The sequence below is a fragment of the Candidatus Pelagisphaera phototrophica genome, from assembly GCF_014529625.1.
GTDB classification, from domain to species: Bacteria; Verrucomicrobiota; Verrucomicrobiia; order Opitutales; family Opitutaceae; genus Pelagisphaera; species Pelagisphaera phototrophica.
Window position 1 is genome coordinate 2,251,844 of record NZ_CP076039.1, and the last position, 17,716, is coordinate 2,269,559.

The following is a 17,716-nucleotide window of genomic DNA, read 5'->3' on the forward strand; positions in this document are numbered from 1 at the left end:
CGCAGGAGCACTTTCAAACACTTCCTTTTTCGTTTTTTCCTGATTATGGATTTTCGGTCTTTTCATTATCTGCGATTCTCGCATAGCAAAGGAACATGATATCCCTCCGTTACGGTGCCAATCCTCATCAAACCGAAGCCTCTATCGAGCTCCCCGACCCGTCACCACTCAAAATACTGAACGGCGCGCCAGGCTTCATCAACATGCTCGATGCCCTGACTTCCTGGCAGCTTGTGCGGGAATTGAAGGAGGCTACAGGCAAAGTCTCAGCCGCCTCTTACAAGCACGTCAGCCCGGCGGGGGCCGCTATCGCCAAGCCCATCGACGAGGCTTTCAAGGAGTCGCAATTTCTCAAAACAACTGATTTTTCCGAAGTTGCCAGTGCCTACGTGCGGGCCCGCGGCGGGGATCGTCTTTGCTCTTTTGGTGATACTCTCGCGGTCAGTGATGTAGTTGATGTCAGTCTAGCTCAGTTCCTCAAAACGGAAGTCTCCGACCTTATTATCGCGCCCGGATACAAGCCAGAGGCTTTGGAAATCCTGAAAGGAAAGAAGAAGGGTGGTTTCGTCTTACTTGAGATTGACTACGACTTCATGCCGGAAGGGATTGAATCGCGTGAACTATTTGGAATCGGCCTCAATCAGACCCGAAACAGCCGCCTCATCAGCAAGGCCGATCTGCAAAATGTCGTTTCGGAGAACAAGACAATCTGCGAGGAGACCATAGAAACGCTGCTCGTAGCCGCCATATCCCTCAAATACACCCAGTCCAATTCCATCAGTGTGGCCTACGATGGTCAGATCGTTGGCATTGGTGCGGGTCAACAATCCCGAATTCACTGTACAAGACTCGCGTGCGACAAGGCCGACAAGTGGTTTCTGCAGCGCCATCCCAAAGTGCGCGGGCTCGATTTCAAAGATGGAATCAAGAAGGTGGATAAGACCAATCTCATCGACCAGTACCTTCTGTGGGACTCACTCAGCTCTCGCGAAGAGGAGATGATGCTCCAGAATTTCAATACAAAGCCGGAACCCATTTCCCGCGAAGAACGGATTGAGTGGAATCGTCAATACAGGGACATTTGCCTAGGCAGTGACGCGTTTATCCCGTTCCGCGACAATATTGACCGAGCGAGCCGCTCCAATATCCAGCACACCGTGGAAACGGGGGGCTCATTGCGGACCCCGTATATCGTTGAAGCCTGCAACGAATACGACATGACCCTCACGCACACCGGGATCCGTAGCTTCCTGCATTAAGAGAACCGAGCTAAGACGTTTTCGGATATGCAAACCGAAGTCAGGTAGGTTCGCCAATCGAAGGAGCGGCTTTACGCCGCGATTGCGAGACCGAGCCATTGAGCGAAAGAAATATAGATCGCGATATATAACCAATCCTACAAACAAAAGCCGCGTGTTACTAATCCAATCGGTATTCATCCTCATCAAACCCTGTCTCTTGATTCTTATTTTGCAGCAGGGTAGTTGTTTGTAAAAACACAGATTTTATCCCATCCCTGAGTGAATATATTTATTAGACATAATGCTTATTGTGCGAAATAAATAAAATCTATTAAAACGGAGCTGCTGGAAATAAGTCGTTGAGGATTAGATGGTTTAAATTGTGCCAGAGGCTGTGGAAACGATTCTCTATCGAGGCTACCGAATTGCAACGTACTATTAAGGGGACATCGAGCCCGATTACAAGGATGGCTGGGAGGCTGGCATACGTTCCTTTTACGAGAAAAGACGAAGACGGCCATTCGCTAGCGCTAGAAGACTGGAGCGCAATATCCGCTTGGGCATGGGGCTTGAGTCGGGTTATGGACTATTTTGAAACCGACGACGATGTCGACTCAAGGCGCGTTCCCCTTCTCGGCCATTCACGACTGGGGAAGACATCCCTCTGGGCGGGGGCTAAGGACCAAAGATTTGCCCTAACGATCTCCAATAACTCACGATGCGGCGGAGCGGCCCTAAGCCGCAGAGCCTTTGGAGAAACAGTCGAACGGATCAACACGAATGTCCCGCACAGGTTCAACAAAGTCCTTCAAACAGTACAACGGGAACGAGAACGCACTGGCCGTTGACCAGCATCAGTTGATCGCCCCTCATGGCTCCGCGGACAGTGTACGCGGCCAGTGCAGAAGAAGATGTCTGGGCCGATCCCAGAGGAGAGTTTCGTTCAGCCAGGGACGCGGGTCCCGTCTACGAACTATTTGGTCTCACGGGCGTAGGTGTTGAATCTCAACCGCCGGTCAATACCGCCGTGGGCGACTACGTTGGGTACCATGTTCGCACAGGCGGACACAATGTAATGGACTATGATTGGGAACAGTATTTGAATTTCGAGGACAAGCATCTAAGGTAGGAGAATTAAAGAGTAAGTTTGAGTATGAAGGCTCACGCCGAAGCGAATTAGGTGATTCGAGAATTAGCCTTCTCACTGATTCGCCGAGACCGGTCGCTTCGTAAAGCGGTGAGGCAGGTTTAGGTATCGGGCGATCTCCGAGCGCCCATTGGGCAAACCATCCTGTGTGTGCTCGGAGTTCACCCGCTACCTAAATCACTCGTACCTCTTTAGTCCCATAGAAACACCCATTTGCTCCTACGAATCAATCAGCGAATAAAGATCCCGGAGCCATTGACCAATCGGGGTCTAAGACAAGCCCCCTACCAGAGTCGAAGCCGACTGCCAGTCGGGGGTCTGCGACAAACTTCGGGGTATCAAACCCAAAGCGAACAAAAAGCACCCCGACTTCTCGAGGTGCTTACGTTTTCGAATTATTTGGTTCCTAGTTCGCCGCGATACCACGTACTTCGTTCTGCCACGACTTTGGCTTTACTGTCATGTCGCTATCATCCTCGTACTTCTTCTCCAGTTGATTTAGCTGATTTTTCATGCGCTTCACCAAGGACTGGTATTCGGGATTGTTGTACAAATTATTGTACTCGTCTGGATCCGATTTCAGATCGTAAAACTCCCACTCGTCAAATTGGTAGAAGTGCATGAGCTTATAGCGGTTGGTGCGAATTCCGTTGTGGCGGGGTACCATGTGTACGCTGGGGTACTCGTAGTAATGGTAGTAGATTGACTTCCGCCAGTCTTTGGGGTTCTCGCCCTTCAACAGGGGGACGAGGGACAAACCCTGCATATCATCCGGGATCGTTGCCCCCGCAATATCGAGAAAGGTTTCCGCGTAGTCTAGATTCTGCACCATCTTTGTTGTCTTCGAACCGGGTTTCGTAACGCCAGGCCATTTGAGGATAAAGGGCATCTTGAGAGACTCTTCGTACATCCAACGCTTGTCGTACCAGCCATGATCGCCGATGTAGAATCCCTGGTCAGACGAATAGATGACGATGGTATTGTCGTCTAGATCAAGCTCAACCAATGTGTCTTGGATCGTTTCCACGCTTTCATCCACTCCTTTTACGCTGCGAAGATAGTTTTTGGCATACCGCTGATATTTCCAGCGTACCAGTTCCTTACCAGAAAGATTTGCGTCATGGAAAGCCTTGTCCTTGGGACCGTATGCCGCCCGCCACGCCTTCAACTGTTCGGGTGTCATTCTTTGCATATTCCTCCAAGCCGACTTGTCGGTCCGAATGGGTAGCTCTTCGAAGTCAGGTGTCAGATCGAGGAACAGGTCGTAGTTGATGTGCATGTGGCGATCAATCTCGAGCTCCTGGTGACCGGCTGCGGGCGCATTGTCCTTGTAGTCGTCGAACAAGGTGGCTGGCTCAGGAATCTCGATGTCATCATAAAGGTTCAAATGGCGCAATGCAGGCATCCAATTACGGTGCGGCGCTTTGTGCTGCACCATGAGCATGAAGGGCTTTTTCTCGTCGCGCTTATCCTTGAGAAATTCGACCGCCATATCGGTCACGATGTCTGTGCAATACCCTTCGATGGTAACCTGGCCGCTCTCAGTAATCATGTCCGGGTTGTAATAGAGGCCTTGCCCTGGAAGAACTGCCCAACTGTCGTATCCCTGAGGATGCCCTTTCAAGTGGGACTTGCCGTAAATCGCGGTTTGGTAGCCAGCCTTCTGCAGAAGCTTGGGAAAGGTCTGCTGATTCCAGTCAAACGTGTTTCCATTGTTCATGAATCCGTTCTTGTGGCTGTGCTTTCCCGTTTGGATGACCGCACGGCTGGGGCCACAAATGGAGTTGGTACAGAAACTGTTCACAAAGAGCATTCCCTCGGCAGCCAGTTTGTCGATGTTCGGCGTGGGATTGACGGATTTGAGCCAGCCGTCGTAGGCGCCAATCGCGTGTGGGGCATGGTCATCCGTGAAAATGAACACGATATTAGGACGATCGTCCGCCGAAAGAATTGAGACAAAAGCGATCGAGATAGCTAAGTAGTAGGTGGTTAGTAGGGATCTCATCTCTAAACCCTTTCTAATCGAAAACGGTATTGCAACCCCACAAACGCAATACGCAATCTAATGGGCTTGTTTTAAAAAGGTCGTCACCGAGAACGCTGAGCCCTAGCTCGGGATATCCGAATACCTTCCCTACCAATTGGATCGCAAAGAAAGTCCCATTAATTACCCCATGAATCAGACCCTTCAACTTTTCCTACACCTCCTAACACTCTGTTTTGCCACCACATCCCTTTCAAAGGGGTATTCCAGCATAATAGATGAGCTCGAAACCAATCTGGAGAATCTACTAAGAGATGGCTCTATCCTCGGAGCTCAGGCCCTCGTCGGAGAAGGAGATCAATTCCTTTACGAGAAAATCATTTGGCGTTCGCTCCGTAAAGGACCCCGAACCGATCAACTCAGACACGCAATTTTGCATTGGCTCCTTCTCCAAGCCTTTCGCATCCGCTACAATCTTTGTTTTGGCACAAAACAATCGGTTGAGCCTGAACACTCGGATAAACAGGTGGCTTCCCGAATTCGCTAAACCCAGTATCGTCGGGTCGGAAACCCCCACCCGTTCTCCTAACCTGCTTGAACTGCTAGCCCATCGAGGTGGCATCTATTCCCAAAAACGAGGAATGAATCGGAGACAGGCTCGTTGGATAAGGGATTTTCGACTAACATTGGAAGAGGCAGTCAATGGCATCGCTGGAGAAGAGCTTATATACAAACCCGGTACCGAGTACGCCTACAGCGGGGCTGGATATTGCGTTTTAGGTCGCGTAGCTGAAGTCGTATTGGGCCAGTCATTTGAGACCTTGTTGCAACAACGTCTCGCTCAGCCACTACAACTCGAACGCACCACCTATTTCCCCGATCCCGAAGATCCCAATATCGCCACGGGATCGATTAAAGGTAACCCAAACCCCGCAACCCCCATCTTTCGGCTCACTTTCACCTACCGCTCATCGGAGGCAGTCTCTATTCCACGGCAAGGGACACCTCTCGTTTTGCCCGAATGATTTTGGAACGGGGACGATTCGGAGATCGAACCCTTCTTGAGCCCGAAATCTACAAGAACTATCTGTCCCTTCCCTTTGCGGGTAAAGCCTATGGTATGGGCTGGACCATTAGGAAAGAAAACAATCGGCCTGTGGAAATCTCTCACACAGGATCGCTGGCGTCCAGCCGCGCGTCCCTACGAATCAATCTCGATACCGGACGATATGCGATCGTCTTCTATACTTTGACCGACACCATTATATCCTTAAAAACCGGACAGTCTATTAATCGCGCCATTGGCACAGCTTTTAAAGAATAATGCTTCTAGGCAATAAAAGGTAGCGGACGATCTCCGATCGCCCACCCGATAGGAAAGTTAATGGGCGATCATAGATCGTCCGCTACCAAAATCAACACGAACAGAGCTGACCCTAAGAGTACGACCAAGCGGTGTCGCCAACTTCAGATCGAGGAATACACCCCTTGTACATTCCTGGTATAGGATCGTACTTCAGCACATTCATCCCCACTTCCTTTGAGGTAAAATAGCCCACCAAAGTCAGCTCTCTTACCTTTTCGTAGAACTCCCTATTTTTAGAATCCGCTGCTAGGTCTCGGACCAGATCATCTTGCTGAGCCGCATTCAATTCCGCGAAATGCTTCTTGTGCGCCTTGCGTGCTCTTTGGTTCATGGCGTTTAGGCCATTGGCGAAAATGGACTTTTCCTCTTTGGTCATGTAGCTGCCATACAAAATATCCATGAATTCCGGCACGCCGACATCGATAGCGCCCGGCGTATCGGTCTTGGGCAATATCCGCTCTGCAATCGCTCCAGCGACTTCGGCCTGGCGACGCTTGAGATTGACCGGCTTCCAGCTAGCCCCGGATCGGCTGGATTGAGCAAAGGCCACTCCTGAGAGAGTAGAGGCCGAAATAGCCGCACCTAGCGCAAATCCCGCACGTTTAATCGCATCGCGACGATTCATACTTAAAGAATTTTCTGTTTCCGTATTCATCTTTCGTCTCCTTTCTTATGAGAGGTTGCCTTTCTTCAATTCCTCGACCGCATGATTTGCGGCTCGAGCGGTTAGGGCCATGTAGGTGAGCGACGGATTCACGCACGCCGCCGATGTCATACAGGCTCCGTCCGTCACAAAGACATTCGGAGAAGCGTGAACTTGATTCCACTTATTGAGTACCGAAGACTTAGGATCGCGTCCCATCCGTGCAGTTCCCATTTCATGAATGCAGTTCCCGGGAGCACTTTTCTCTGGTGTATCGAAAGGAGTGATATCTTTCGCTCCCGAAGCTTCGAGTATATCAACTGCGGACTGTTTCATGTCCTTTCGCATGCTGTACTCGTTCTCTTTCCAACCGCAATCGAATGTCACCGTGGGCTGACCCCACTTGTCACGCACCTTGTCGTCCAGATACATCTTATTGTCGTGATATGGGAGGCATTCACCCCATGAACCAATTCCGAATCGCCAAGGTCCTGGCTCGATCAAGTCCGCCTTCAGGTCCTTTCCGAAGCGAGCGAGCTCAGCAACTCCGCGTGACCACTCTTCCCGGCTCGCCCGCCCTTGGTAACCGAAACCGCGAACGTAGTCTTTCTGTGTCGAAGCCTTGTCTATATTTCGAAAGCGAGGAACATAAATCCCGTTGGGACGACGACCTTTGTAATACTTGTCGTCGTAACCGTCGATGCGACCTGACGCTCCCACTTTGAAGTGGTGATCCATCAGATTGTGACCAAGTTCACCGCTATCGTTGCCGAACCCATTCGGGAATCGGTCCGATTTCGAATTCATCAAGATGAATGTAGACGCGATTGCCGAGGCACAGGAGAAGATGACTTTCGAGTAGTACTCGATCACTTCGTTGGTCTCCGCATCGATGATACGGACCCCTACCGCCTTGTCCTTGTTTTTGTCGTAAATGATCTGGTTTACGATCGAGAAAGGTCTCAATGTTAGATTGCCCGATGCATAGCCGGCAGGTAGTGTTGCCGCGTTGCTGCTGAAATAGGCGCCGTAGGGACATCCGCGGATACAGCGGTTCCGGTACTGGCAATTTCCTCGACCGTTGTGTGGCTGGGTCAGATTGGCGGCCCGACCGATTGTCATGATTCGGTCCGAAAAGTTTTCGGTGATCCGTTTGCGGACGTGCTCCTCTACACAGTTCATTGCCATGGGCGGGAGGAAACTGCCGTCAGGCAATTGCGGGAGACCTTCTTTCTGGCCACTGATTCCGGCGAACTTTTCCGCGTAATCATACCAGGGAGCGATGTCCTTGTAGCGAATGGGCCAGTCAACGGACATGCCGTCCTTCACGTTGGCTTCGAAATCCAGATCGCTGAAGCGATAGGATTGGCGCCCCCAGAGCAGTGAACGCCCACCGACGTGGTAACCACGCATCCAGTCGAAAGGCTGTTCTTCCGAGTAAGGATTGTCTACGTCGTCAACGAACCAATGAGCCGATGCGGGACTCGTGGTATAGCCGGTTCGGTTTTGCTTTTGCTGTCGCTCTAGCTTTTCCTGTGAAATTTTGTTCCGACCTGCGAACTCCCAAGACTCCATGTGAGCCGTCGGATACTCCCCGTGCTTCACGTCGCGCCCGCGTTCGAGAACGAGCGTTTTCAGACCTTTCTCGCTCAGTTCCTTGGCTGCCCACCCACCACTAATTCCTGAGCCTATTACGATCGCATCATACGTATTCTGCTTCGTTCCTTTTCCTTGAATATTCATAGGGTTCTAATCTTTGGTTCCACCTCACGCCTAAGCGCCCGAAGGGTAACCGCTATCACAACGATCTAGTCAACTAACCCGAAAGCAATCAATCGCTAAATACAGAAAAAGCCGGTTTAAACCCTTCAAATTCTGTTGAGCAATTGTTGGACAATGGGCAATGTTGAATCGGGTGTGCGACGCCCTCCCAATAGGTTTGTAATTCGTGGTTCAGTGCTTAGGCCAATATCGGCTTAATCACTTTGGCCGGTTCCACGCCAGTGAGCTTCATATCCAGGCCTTGGAAAGGAAAGCTGAAGCCGTTTCCGTCGAGCCCAAGCTGATGCATTATAGTGGCGTGTAGGTCGCGCACATGGACCACATTGTTGACCGCGTTGTAGCCGAGCTCATCCGTCGAACCATAGCTCGTGCCGCCTTTGATGCCGCCGCCCGCTAGCCACATGGAGAATCCTTTAATATGATGATCACGGCCGGCTTCCCCATTTCCTTGGAACATCGGCGTGCGGCCAAACTCGCCACCCCAGATCACGAGCGTGTCGTCCAGCATGCCACGGCGTTTGAGATCGGTCAGGAGAGCCCAAGTCGGGCGATCCGTGAGGCCGCAGCAAATATCCATGTATTTCTTCAGATCCCCGTGGTGGTCCCATCCGCGATGGTAGAGGTGTATGAATCGAACGCCGCGCTCGGCCAAGCGGCGGGCAAGGAGACAATTCGAAGCGTAAGAGCCATCTCCGGGAGTTGCCCCGTAAAGATCAAGAACGCTCCGGGGCTCGTCAGATACATCCATCAATCCTGGAACCGAAGTCTGCATCCGAAACGCCATCTCGTATGCCGTCTTCTGCTTGAAAAAAAAGGGGTTGTGGACCGTTTGGTTGCGATTCCGGTCGAGCTGGCCGATGGCCTTGACCAAGGCTGCCTGCTGGCCGGGCAAAACCCCTTTCGGATTGCTAACGTAGTGGACCGGATCTCCTGAACCATTAAACTCGACGCCTTGATAGCGGCTGGGAAGAAACCCCGAGGACCATTGGCGCGAGGCGATGGGCTGCGGATTGCGACCGCCTACACTGGTAAGCACGACGAATCCAGGCAAGTCTTCCGAATCGGACCCGAGGCCGTAATTGACCCAGGAACCCATAGATGGCCGCCCACTGATAGCCGTGCCCGTATTCATAAAAGTATGGGCCGGATCATGATTAATCTGCTCGGTAACCATGGAGCGGACAATCGCGATATCGTCGGCCATCTTGGCCGTCCAGGGAAGGTAGTCGCTGATTAGCTGGCCACTTCGTCCATAGCGTCTAAACGCGGTCTGGTGGCCAAGCACTTTAAGTTCTTCCCCTTGGAGCTGAGCAATGGGCTGCCCGCGGGTAAAAGACTCCGGCATTGGCTTCCCGTCTAGTTTGTTTAGATCTGGTTTGAAATCGAAGGTTTCGAGATGGGAAGGGCCTCCAGCCATGCAGAGAAATATTACTCGTTTGGCTTTGGCTGCGAACTGCGGTAGTTGCGGATTGGATGCGCTCGCAAACGCAGTCGTGGGGCCCATCAGGGAAGCCAGTGCGGCCGAACCGAGACCGAGTCCGGTTTGACTGAGGAAGGCGCGTCGTGTTGTCGGGTTCATGCTACGAATATCAGTTGCGGGTAATGGCCTCGCTCAAATTCATGAGCCCTCTGGCAACCGATGTCCATGAGGCAAGCTCGATGGGGTGGATGCCTTCGGGATGTCTGGCAACACCGGTCTCTACCAAGGCGATCGCGGACTGTGGATCCTCGCGGTAAGCTGCTTCGGTTGACTGGAGGAGCGAATGGAAAATCGCTCGCTCGTCTTCGGTGGGGGATCGAGTCAGCACCACTTCGCAGGCGAAATCCAGCCGATCGTCTAAAGTGTTACCTCCTTCTCGGAGGATCCGTTCCGCCAAAGCTAAGGCGGCCTCCACAAAGCTCGGATCATTCAACAGCGCAAGGGCGGCATTGGGCGTGTTCGATTGCGGACGCTCCGCCACGCATTCCTCCCGACTTGGGGCATCGAGCGTTTTCATCACTGGATGGAGGAACATCCGCTGCCAATGGACATAAACCCCGCGGCGCCACCGCCGGGCGTCTTCGTGCGAGGCATAGGTTCGTTCAGGGAAGTTGAGATGCCGGTAGTAACCCGATGGCTGATAGGGCTTCACGCTGTCGCCACCGATATCGGTCACCAGCAATTGGCTAACCGCGAGAGCATTGTCTCGGATGATTTCAGCCGGTAGGCGGTACCGTGATTGCCGGGCCACGAGTTGATTGTATGGATCACGCTCGAGGAGCTCTGGTGGCACGACCGAGGATTGTCGGTAGGCCCGGCTCGTAACCAGAAGGCGAAGAAAACGTTTCATATCCCAGCCATTTTCGTAGAACGATACCGCGAGATAGTCCAGTAGCTCCGGATTAATCGGCGGCTGCCCCTGACCCCCAAAATCCGTTAGCGATGAGGAAATCCCCCTCCCAAAGAATAGATACCAAAAGCGATTGGCCATAACGCGGGCAGTCAATCCCCCCACTCCCTTTTCGGGATCGACCAGCCAATTGGCCAGATCCAGTCGCGTGGCTCGCTGGCCTTCCGGCACATCGATCTTACCTAAAAAGGCGGGGATCGCAGCAGTAACGATTTCACCACTGTCATCCTGCCAATTTCCGCGGGGAAGAATCCGCATCGTTCGCGGTTCTTCGGCTTGGGTGACCATGGTCGGTCGGCCACTTTTCAATAGCGTTTTCTCTTGTTCTATGAGCTCCAGCCATTGTGGACGCCTTTCCTCTAGCACGCTGACGGCGATCTGGTCTCCCAAAGCCTTAATCGCTTTCTCGACAGACTTTTTCGATTCTTTCCCAGTGAGCAGTGCCGCTTCACGTTCCGCCTTCTCTGATCTCAACCGTTCGACGCGCTCCCAAATCATTTCTCCCGCCAGCGCCTTCATCCGATTTTGGATTTTCTCGTGATCGGATTCCTGTGTATCCGACAGGAATATCATTTCCGGCGGACGATTGGTCGGCAGCGTGTTCCCGTTGTATCCGGCATCGTGAATATCTGCGAAGAACGCGGCCATCGAATAATGGTCTTTGGTCGTGTAGGGATCAAACTTGTGGTCGTGGCATTGGGCACAGCCCAAGGTTGCCCCCATCCAGACCTCCGATAGATTACGAACGCGGTCGGCCGCGTAAATCGCATTATACTCCTTTTCTTGGATACCGCCTTCATGGGAAGTCTGAAGCAAACGATTATAGCCTGAGGCCACCTTCTGCCATTTGGTCGCCGATTCGAGAAGATCCCCAGCCAGCTGCTCGCGAGTGAACTGATCGAAGGGCAGATTCGCGTTCAGCGAATTTATGATGTAATCCCGATACGGCGAGATATTGTGGTCCTGATCCCCATGATAGCCTACCGTATCCGCGTAGCGTACCAAATCCAGCCAGTACATCGCCATGCGCTCGCCGAAATGAGGGGAGCTTAGCAATTCGTCAACCACTTGCTCTAGCGATTTCCGACCGTCTATGAATTCAGCCGCTTCCTCAGGCTTGGGCGGCAGCCCGATCAAGTCGAAATACAAGCGACGAATCAGGGTCACCTTGTCAGCGTCGAGAGAAGGATTCAGCCCTTCCTCTTCCAACCTGGCGAGTAGGAATCGATCGATAGCGTTCAAAGGCCAGTCCTCGTTCGCTACGGGCGGTGGTTCATGCTTAACGGGAGGCTCGTAGGTCCAGGGGGCTGAATACTCGGCCCCTTCTGTGATCCACCGGGCGAGCAATTCCGCTTCCGATTGATCCAGGATTTTGTGGGAATCTGCGGGCGGCATTGGATCCTCGCGGTCGTTGATCCGTTTGACCAACTCGCTTTCCTCTGGCTTGCCAGGCACGATGGCCGCGTATCCACCAAGGTCAGCATACGCGCCCGCCTCGATGTGGAGCATCAAATCCGCCTCTCGCTCGCTCGAATCCGGCCCGTGGCAAAAAAAGCACTTATCCGAAAGGATCGGGCGAATGTCTCGATTGAACTCGATCCTATCCCCTCCATATAAACCGAAAAAGGGTGCAATCAAAGATAGAACGATAACGGAGATGTACTTCAATTTCATAACAATCGCCGCCGCGAAAGCCCCTGTCAACTCCTCGATAGAACGAGCCATCTTGGAGGACTCAACCCTTTAATTTTAAGCCCGGAAGCCATGTTTTAAGGTGTCATTCTATTAGGGCTGAAATCCATCCTTCACGAGGCTCTTTAATCGATGCCCTAAAAAATCCTGCATAGGGCCTCCATAGAAGAACCGTATTTGGTCTTATGCGACGCTCCACTTCAGCGAGTCGTCCGATGGGTAATTGCTTTCGAAAAGACCCAGTTAATTCGCCCGAAATCAATCGATCGCTAAATACAGAAAAAGCCGTCCCAGGAAATTCAAGGTGCTTTGGGTAATTATTGAACAAACTTAAGCTTGGGACCGATCACTGGGTAACCTTTTTTTTCGACGAGCCGTCGAAAGGAACATGAGCCTACCGCTTCGTATCTCAGCATTATTGCTGGTAACGGTAACTGCCCCGGTTCCAATTCACATTAAGTAAGTGACGAAGCTACCTGATTCCGAATAGTTCGGCCTGACGCTTGCCGAGGCTGAACGTAAGGCACCACGAGAGGGTCTAAAGTTCCGGGTCGTGAGGGCCAAAAGAAAGTGTCTCCTCTAAACAAATACTTCCTCCCCCAAAAACCTCAAATTTCGGGCAAAAACTCGTAGAGTGGAGCAAGATTCACTTACCTCCTTCCTGCACGTCTGCTTCCGCAAGAGCCTAATTCCGCCCCGTCGCATTGCCTCGGATATAAACCCTGCTGGCTCAGCTCGCTTTTTGGCGACTCCAACGTTTACTTCCGCAATCGAATCGCTCCGAGAAAAAAAGGCACTGGCTTTCCTTGGACGTTCCTGCAAAATCGACTTACATAGGTGAATTTCCCGCCTAGTTTCTATCAGCAAGCTGCCACAACCTTTCGACACAAGTTATTTGCCATGAACGCCAAAGCCACCCTCATCACAATAATAAGCTTAGTCGGGACGATCTACGGAGCTCAGACCTTGGACTGGGAAAACTATGATCCCCCTTCGACCCTAGTTGTCCCTGAGAACCCAATTGATCGCGCGAAATTTCCGTTTATCGATGTCCATAGTCACCAGTATCGTATGGGACCTTCCGACCTGGCAGACCGTATCGTGGAAATGGATGCCATGAATATGGAAATCATGGTTAACCTCAGCGGACGCGGCGGATCGCAGTTGAAAGCGATGGCTAGCAATGTGGAAAAGGCATTCCCGAAGCGATTTGCCATTTTTACCAACCTGAACTTCAACGGTGTTGACCGTTCGAATTGGGCTAGGAATGCAGTTGCCCAACTCGAGGAAGATGTGAAAAATGGGGCCAAGGGGCTAAAGGTTTACAAGGGTCTTGGTCTTTCCAATAAGGATATTGATGGTAAACGAGTCGCTGTCGATGATCCACGCCTGGATCCTGTTTGGCAAAAGTGTGGCGAGTTGGGAATCCCCGTGATTATCCACTCGGCGGATCCGCAGCCGTTCTGGGAGCCGCATGACAATCAAAATGAACGTTGGCTAGAGCTAAAAATCCATTCTCGCCGCAAGCGTTCGGACACGAATCCCGCTCCTTGGGAGCAGATCATCGCAGAGCAGCACAACATGTTCCGGAAACACCCCGACACCAATTTCATAGCCGCCCATATGAGTTGGTTGGCCAACGATCTGGGTCGCCTGAGCGAGATACTTGACGAGATCCCAAATATGCATGTTGGCATTGGAGCCATTATTGCCGAGCTCGGCCGACAACCCCGAATGGCGAATCGGTTTTTCGAAAAACACCAGGACCGCGTTCTGTTCGGAAAGGACTCCTACAGACCCGAGGAGTTCCCCACCTATTTCCGCGTCCTAGAGAGCAACGACGAATACTTTCCTTACTATAAACGCTACCACGCATTTTGGCGCATGTACGGACTCAACCTTCCCGATGATATCCTGAAAAAACTCTATTACAAAAACGCGTTGCGCATCATTCCCGGCCTTGACGCTTCGCTTTTTCCCAATTAATTCCCTTTACTCATCTAGGGACGCTTTATCTAACTAATTTCTCTCTGCCCAAGCATGTATCTAATCACCAATAGTACTTTGTCCTCTTAAACGTAGTCTCCAACCCGTTACGGTATGAAAATAATATTCAACACTTCCGAGGTATAATTGGACAGCGTACCTTCAAAGGCTAAACTAATGACAAGACCAGCCGCACCGTGAATCGGTACAGAGGAGGTCGTTTGGATGCCTACTTTGCTGAGAGCCACGAAAGCCACTAGTGCTGCGTGAATCAGCGATCCGTCGGATTCGACGAGCGAAGGCTCAACTTTACGCATCTCCAATCCTCGCCGCACCGCGTTGGAGATCGTCTTGGCAATCCAGTTTCCAAAAATCAGAATTGTAATCGCGAAGAGGATCTTAGGGCCGAAAAGTACAGCCTGTTCCGTTAATGTCTGCCAAAACGCTTCAAAATTAATCATGAGTTTGGTGCCGAGATTTTCATCTTCGACATCTAAACCAGTTTAATATTTTTCGTAAAAGATCGCTCCTTTCGGATCGTAAACAGTGGGTTTTAGTCACAAATATTTGAAAGAATATTCCATATTTTTATCCGAGCTCAGATCTCAATAATTGGCTTAGCGCCCTAGCCTACTGCGCCCAATCTGGAAATGCCCCAATCGGATCTCCTGTGACCAAAGGGAAAAACACATACACGGCAATTATCGTGAAAGCGATGGCCACAAAATTGAGAAGCAATCCCGTGCGAGCCATTTCGGAAATACGGATCCGCTGACTCCCAAACACTACAGCATTGGGCGGCGTTGCCACCGGCATCATGAATGCCATCGATGCCGAGATCGTCGCAGGAATCATGAACAAGAGAGGATGCATTTGCAGACTGACCGCCCAGGAAGCCAGTATGGGGAGCAGCATCGAAAGCGTCGCCACATTCGAAGTGAGCTCTGTCAAGAAAGTCACGCCGAGACAGATCACGAGGATCAAAAGCAACGAAGGAAATTCGCCCAAAGAGCGGAAACCTTCCCCGATGTATTCCGATAACCCGCTCGCTCCAAATCCAGCTGCCAGAGCAAAGCCTCCTCCGAAAAGCAATATGATACCCCAAGGCAGCTTGCCAAAAACATCCGCTTCCAAAATCCGCACTGGATTTTCTCCTTCCCGAGCAGGAAGAAAAAACAGCAGCATACTCATAGCGATGGCGATCGTGCCATCATCAATTCCCGCAAATCCGCTCCACAAATCAGACCACCCGGGCAAAGACACAAATCCAAGCTCAAGCTTCCGACGGAACGTCCAGAGGAACACCGTCGTCATAAATACGCTGAGGACCATCTTTTCTCCCTTCCCCAACGGACCCAGCGATTTCAGCTCCTCGCGAACATGGGACTTGTCCAATGACAAGGACTTGTCGAACTTGCATAGGACTTTGGTTAACAAAAACCAAGTCACCAATATAAGAGTAATCGAGTACGGGATACCAATGATGACCCACTGCCCGAATGCAATTGGCGAAGCCTCTGGAAAGGCCTCGCTAAAGATACGCACGAAGGCCAAATTAGTTGGCGTTCCCACGAGTGTAGCGACGCCCCCGATCGAGCATCCGTAGGCGATTCCCAGCATCAAAACAAGCGAGATCGAATGAGCCTTTTCTTTGCCAAACTCTTCTTCCATTTTCAAGATGATCGCTAAGCCAATCGGAAGCATCATTACGGCTGTAGCTGTATTTGAAATCCACATAGACAGAAACGCGGATGCAATCATGAACCCAAGCACCAGCATATCCGCTTTCTTCCCCACTGCGTTGATGATGTTAAGGGCAATGCGGCGATGCAAATTCCAACGCTCCATCGATAGGGCAATCAGGAATCCTCCAATGAAGAGAAACGTGATAGAGTTCACATAGCTCGTCGAAGTGGAACCCGCATCAATGATCCCAGTCAGTGGAAAGGCTACAAGGGGTATTAGTGCTGTCGCGGCCAAGGGAATCGCTTCCGTAATCCATAAGATAGCCATGAACGCGGCGATCGCAGCCATCTTGCCAACCGCAGGCTGTTCTGGCACGGGATTATAGAACAGTAGCATAGCTACGAATACAGCAATCCCCATTGAGAAGCCTATTTTTTTCCACGGTTGCAAGGTCATATGGTTCAACAACCTCGCTCCGAGGCCCGATTTAAATCTGCTATCATAGGTGGCTATTCAACTTTTCCCAGTATTGCAACACCCCTTCAGCCTGAGCTTTCAGGGCGGCCTTTATATAGGTTTCAGCAGGAACGCCGCTAACCTCTTCGATCGCCTGCTCAACCAAAGCTCGACCAGACTCCTTTTTCTTTAGGGCGACCAATTTACTTCTCAGGTTTTCACCGAACGCATATCCATACCTCAGGTACATATCCAACATAGCGAATCTCGCACCTTCCGAATTGTTGAAACTGAAACGGACTCGGACAGGCCCTTTTTTTAATGACTGGGAGCGATCCTCTCCCTCAAGCCAATTGAGAGGATCCATGTCTACCGTAACCATATCATTGAGAAAGTTGCATATTGCCGCATCGAACCATTCGCGGTCGATAACGCGATAGCTCCTGTTTTTCATGTGGTTAACCAAAGAGGAAGAAAACTTCGTCCGAAATCGCGTATTGCGACGTGCAGCCCAAGAGAAAGGATCGTAAAGATAGCTGAGGTTTCTGACGATTTGCCGCTGAATTCGGGTGATTTGCTCTTCGGAGTCTTCAGTACGCGAAACGATAATGGGATAGGAAACCTTTACCTCTCGAAAGGCATTTACATACACGCTATTAGGCAATGTGTCGCTGATGTGGAACCCCTTGTTTGTATCGAGATTCAACCCTTGCCACTTGTTGACGATTTTAACGTTCCTTTTATTCCGGATTGCCACCTCCCATTCCGTGAGGACTCTTCTTTCCCACGTGAGCGAATCCGGATTAAAACGCAAGTTCTGAGCGCGCCTATTTCCCCTTAGAGCTCTCTCCGAGAGCCCCTCTTTTTCCCAAACGATGATCTCCTTAATCTGGAAAAACGGTTTCGCGCGTAGTCGGGCAAGGATGGTCCTTTCCTTTCGCAGCCAACTTTCGTCATCTAGTTCAAACCCCTTGATTCCGAATGTATCCGCCAATACGGTCAACTTCCTTCCGTGAGCAACCCCTTGTGTCATCTGGAAGGCCATGTGCTTCGCCTCGAGCTCTAGAAGCCGGTTATGAAGTCCACCCATGATTTTTGGGAAACTCGTATGTATTGCCTTAACCACCGCGTTGTCACTGTGATAGTTTTTTCCAGTGAACCCGTCGATCACAGCGATGTTGCCGCCGTATTTTACATAAGCGTCGAGCTCGACCAGAAATTGGCCATCATCGCCAACGCCCGCCTCAGAAAGGGCAGACTGTGACCAGCCGGCGTCCATCAGGAAGAACAGCGAAAGCGTGGCCGAGGCCACTTGAACCGTCCTGCCAAAAAAATGCGTCATC

14 protein-coding genes are annotated in these 17,716 nt (G+C 51.3%); 6 read left to right on the forward strand and 8 right to left on the reverse strand.

All coding sequences use genetic code 11. From position 1 onward, the window contains the following. Window positions 1–95 precede the first annotated feature (95 nt). From GA004_RS09685 to GA004_RS09695, 3 genes are all read left to right on the forward strand, one after another. Window positions 96–1,259, forward strand: a complete 1,164-nt coding sequence (locus GA004_RS09685; protein WP_283393655.1) for a phosphoribosylaminoimidazolecarboxamide formyltransferase — start codon at window positions 96–98, stop codon at window positions 1,257–1,259. A 449-nt stretch (window positions 1,260–1,708) separates the two neighbouring features. Continuing rightward, the gene (locus GA004_RS09690; RefSeq protein ID WP_283393656.1) at window positions 1,709–2,089 is read left to right on the forward strand and encodes a glucuronyl esterase domain-containing protein; all 381 of its coding nucleotides are present in this window, start codon (window positions 1,709–1,711) and stop codon (window positions 2,087–2,089) included. Between the two features lie 23 nt (window positions 2,090–2,112). Next, the gene (locus GA004_RS09695) at window positions 2,113–2,370 is read left to right on the forward strand and encodes a hypothetical protein (RefSeq protein ID WP_283393657.1); all 258 of its coding nucleotides are present in this window, start codon (window positions 2,113–2,115) and stop codon (window positions 2,368–2,370) included. 424 nt (window positions 2,371–2,794) lie between these two features. Here GA004_RS09695 and GA004_RS09700 read toward each other — a convergent pair whose 3' ends face one another. Beyond that, a complete protein-coding gene (locus GA004_RS09700) occupies window positions 2,795–4,393 on the reverse strand; it encodes a sulfatase family protein (protein WP_283393658.1) in 1,599 nt (532 codons plus the stop codon). A gap of 293 nt (window positions 4,394–4,686) precedes the next feature. Here GA004_RS09700 and GA004_RS09705 point away from each other — a divergent pair, with 293 nt between their 5' ends. Next, window positions 4,687–5,397, forward strand: a complete 711-nt coding sequence (locus GA004_RS09705; RefSeq protein WP_283393659.1) for a serine hydrolase domain-containing protein — start codon at window positions 4,687–4,689, stop codon at window positions 5,395–5,397. After that, a complete protein-coding gene (locus GA004_RS09710) occupies window positions 5,394–5,696 on the forward strand; it encodes a serine hydrolase domain-containing protein (RefSeq protein ID WP_283393660.1) in 303 nt (100 codons plus the stop codon). The genes GA004_RS09705 and GA004_RS09710 overlap by 4 nt, the downstream gene beginning before the upstream one ends. Before the next feature lie 112 nt (window positions 5,697–5,808). Here GA004_RS09710 and GA004_RS09715 read toward each other — a convergent pair whose 3' ends face one another. From GA004_RS09715 to GA004_RS09730, 4 genes are all read right to left on the reverse strand, one after another. Continuing rightward, window positions 5,809–6,393, reverse strand: a complete 585-nt coding sequence (locus GA004_RS09715) for a gluconate 2-dehydrogenase subunit 3 family protein (protein ID WP_283393661.1) — start codon at window positions 6,391–6,393, stop codon at window positions 5,809–5,811. 15 nt (window positions 6,394–6,408) lie between these two features. Next, complete coding sequence (locus tag GA004_RS09720; protein ID WP_283393662.1) at window positions 6,409–8,124, reverse strand: GMC oxidoreductase; 1,716 nt, start codon at window positions 8,122–8,124, stop codon at window positions 6,409–6,411. Window positions 8,125–8,341: 217 nt separating this feature from the next. Further along, window positions 8,342–9,742, reverse strand: coding sequence for a DUF1501 domain-containing protein (locus GA004_RS09725; protein ID WP_283393663.1), 1,401 nt, complete (start codon window positions 9,740–9,742; stop codon window positions 8,342–8,344). A 10-nt stretch (window positions 9,743–9,752) separates the two neighbouring features. Beyond that, window positions 9,753–12,278 carry a PSD1 and planctomycete cytochrome C domain-containing protein gene (locus GA004_RS09730; RefSeq protein ID WP_283393664.1) on the reverse strand — a complete coding sequence of 842 codons (2,526 nt, stop codon included), beginning with the start codon at window positions 12,276–12,278 and terminating at the stop codon, window positions 9,753–9,755. A gap of 867 nt (window positions 12,279–13,145) precedes the next feature. Between GA004_RS09730 and GA004_RS09735 the strand changes: the two genes are divergently transcribed. Further along, a complete protein-coding gene (locus tag GA004_RS09735) occupies window positions 13,146–14,231 on the forward strand; it encodes an amidohydrolase family protein (RefSeq protein ID WP_283393665.1) in 1,086 nt (361 codons plus the stop codon). A 107-nt stretch (window positions 14,232–14,338) separates the two neighbouring features. On the opposite strand, the gene GA004_RS09740 is transcribed toward GA004_RS09735, so the two are convergent. From GA004_RS09740 to GA004_RS09750, 3 genes are all read right to left on the reverse strand, one after another. Further along, window positions 14,339–14,692: a mechanosensitive ion channel family protein gene (locus GA004_RS09740; protein ID WP_283393666.1), complete on the reverse strand. Its 354-nt coding sequence runs from the start codon at window positions 14,690–14,692 to the stop codon at window positions 14,339–14,341. A gap of 169 nt (window positions 14,693–14,861) precedes the next feature. Next, window positions 14,862–16,373 carry an SLC13 family permease gene (locus tag GA004_RS09745; RefSeq protein WP_343218801.1) on the reverse strand — a complete coding sequence of 504 codons (1,512 nt, stop codon included), beginning with the start codon at window positions 16,371–16,373 and terminating at the stop codon, window positions 14,862–14,864. Window positions 16,374–16,416: 43 nt separating this feature from the next. Then, window positions 16,417–17,715: a hypothetical protein gene (locus tag GA004_RS09750; protein WP_283393668.1), complete on the reverse strand. Its 1,299-nt coding sequence runs from the start codon at window positions 17,713–17,715 to the stop codon at window positions 16,417–16,419. Window position 17,716 lies beyond the last annotated feature (1 nt).

Coding starts and splice junctions, on each gene's coding strand:
- GA004_RS09730 (WP_283393664.1), bottom strand. CDS start 12,278: ATGGCTCGTTCTATCGAGGAGTTGACAGGGGCTTTCGCGGCGGCGATT.
- GA004_RS09715 (WP_283393661.1), bottom strand. CDS start 6,393: ATGAATACGGAAACAGAAAATTCTTTAAGTATGAATCGTCGCGATGCG.
- GA004_RS09750 (WP_283393668.1), bottom strand. CDS start 17,715: ATGACGCATTTTTTTGGCAGGACGGTTCAAGTGGCCTCGGCCACGCTT.
- GA004_RS09705 (WP_283393659.1), top strand. CDS start 4,687: ATGGCTCTATCCTCGGAGCTCAGGCCCTCGTCGGAGAAGGAGATCAAT.
- GA004_RS09735 (WP_283393665.1), top strand. CDS start 13,146: ATGAACGCCAAAGCCACCCTCATCACAATAATAAGCTTAGTCGGGACG.
- GA004_RS09700 (WP_283393658.1), bottom strand. CDS start 4,393: ATGAGATCCCTACTAACCACCTACTACTTAGCTATCTCGATCGCTTTT.
- GA004_RS09710 (WP_283393660.1), top strand. CDS start 5,394: ATGATTTTGGAACGGGGACGATTCGGAGATCGAACCCTTCTTGAGCCC.
- GA004_RS09725 (WP_283393663.1), bottom strand. CDS start 9,742: ATGAACCCGACAACACGACGCGCCTTCCTCAGTCAAACCGGACTCGGT.
- GA004_RS09740 (WP_283393666.1), bottom strand. CDS start 14,692: ATGATTAATTTTGAAGCGTTTTGGCAGACATTAACGGAACAGGCTGTA.
- GA004_RS09745 (WP_343218801.1), bottom strand. CDS start 16,373: ATGACCTTGCAACCGTGGAAAAAAATAGGCTTCTCAATGGGGATTGCT.
- GA004_RS09720 (WP_283393662.1), bottom strand. CDS start 8,124: ATGAATATTCAAGGAAAAGGAACGAAGCAGAATACGTATGATGCGATC.
- GA004_RS09695 (WP_283393657.1), top strand. CDS start 2,113: ATGGCTCCGCGGACAGTGTACGCGGCCAGTGCAGAAGAAGATGTCTGG.
- GA004_RS09690 (WP_283393656.1), top strand. CDS start 1,709: ATGGCTGGGAGGCTGGCATACGTTCCTTTTACGAGAAAAGACGAAGAC.
- GA004_RS09685 (WP_283393655.1), top strand. CDS start 96: ATGATATCCCTCCGTTACGGTGCCAATCCTCATCAAACCGAAGCCTCT.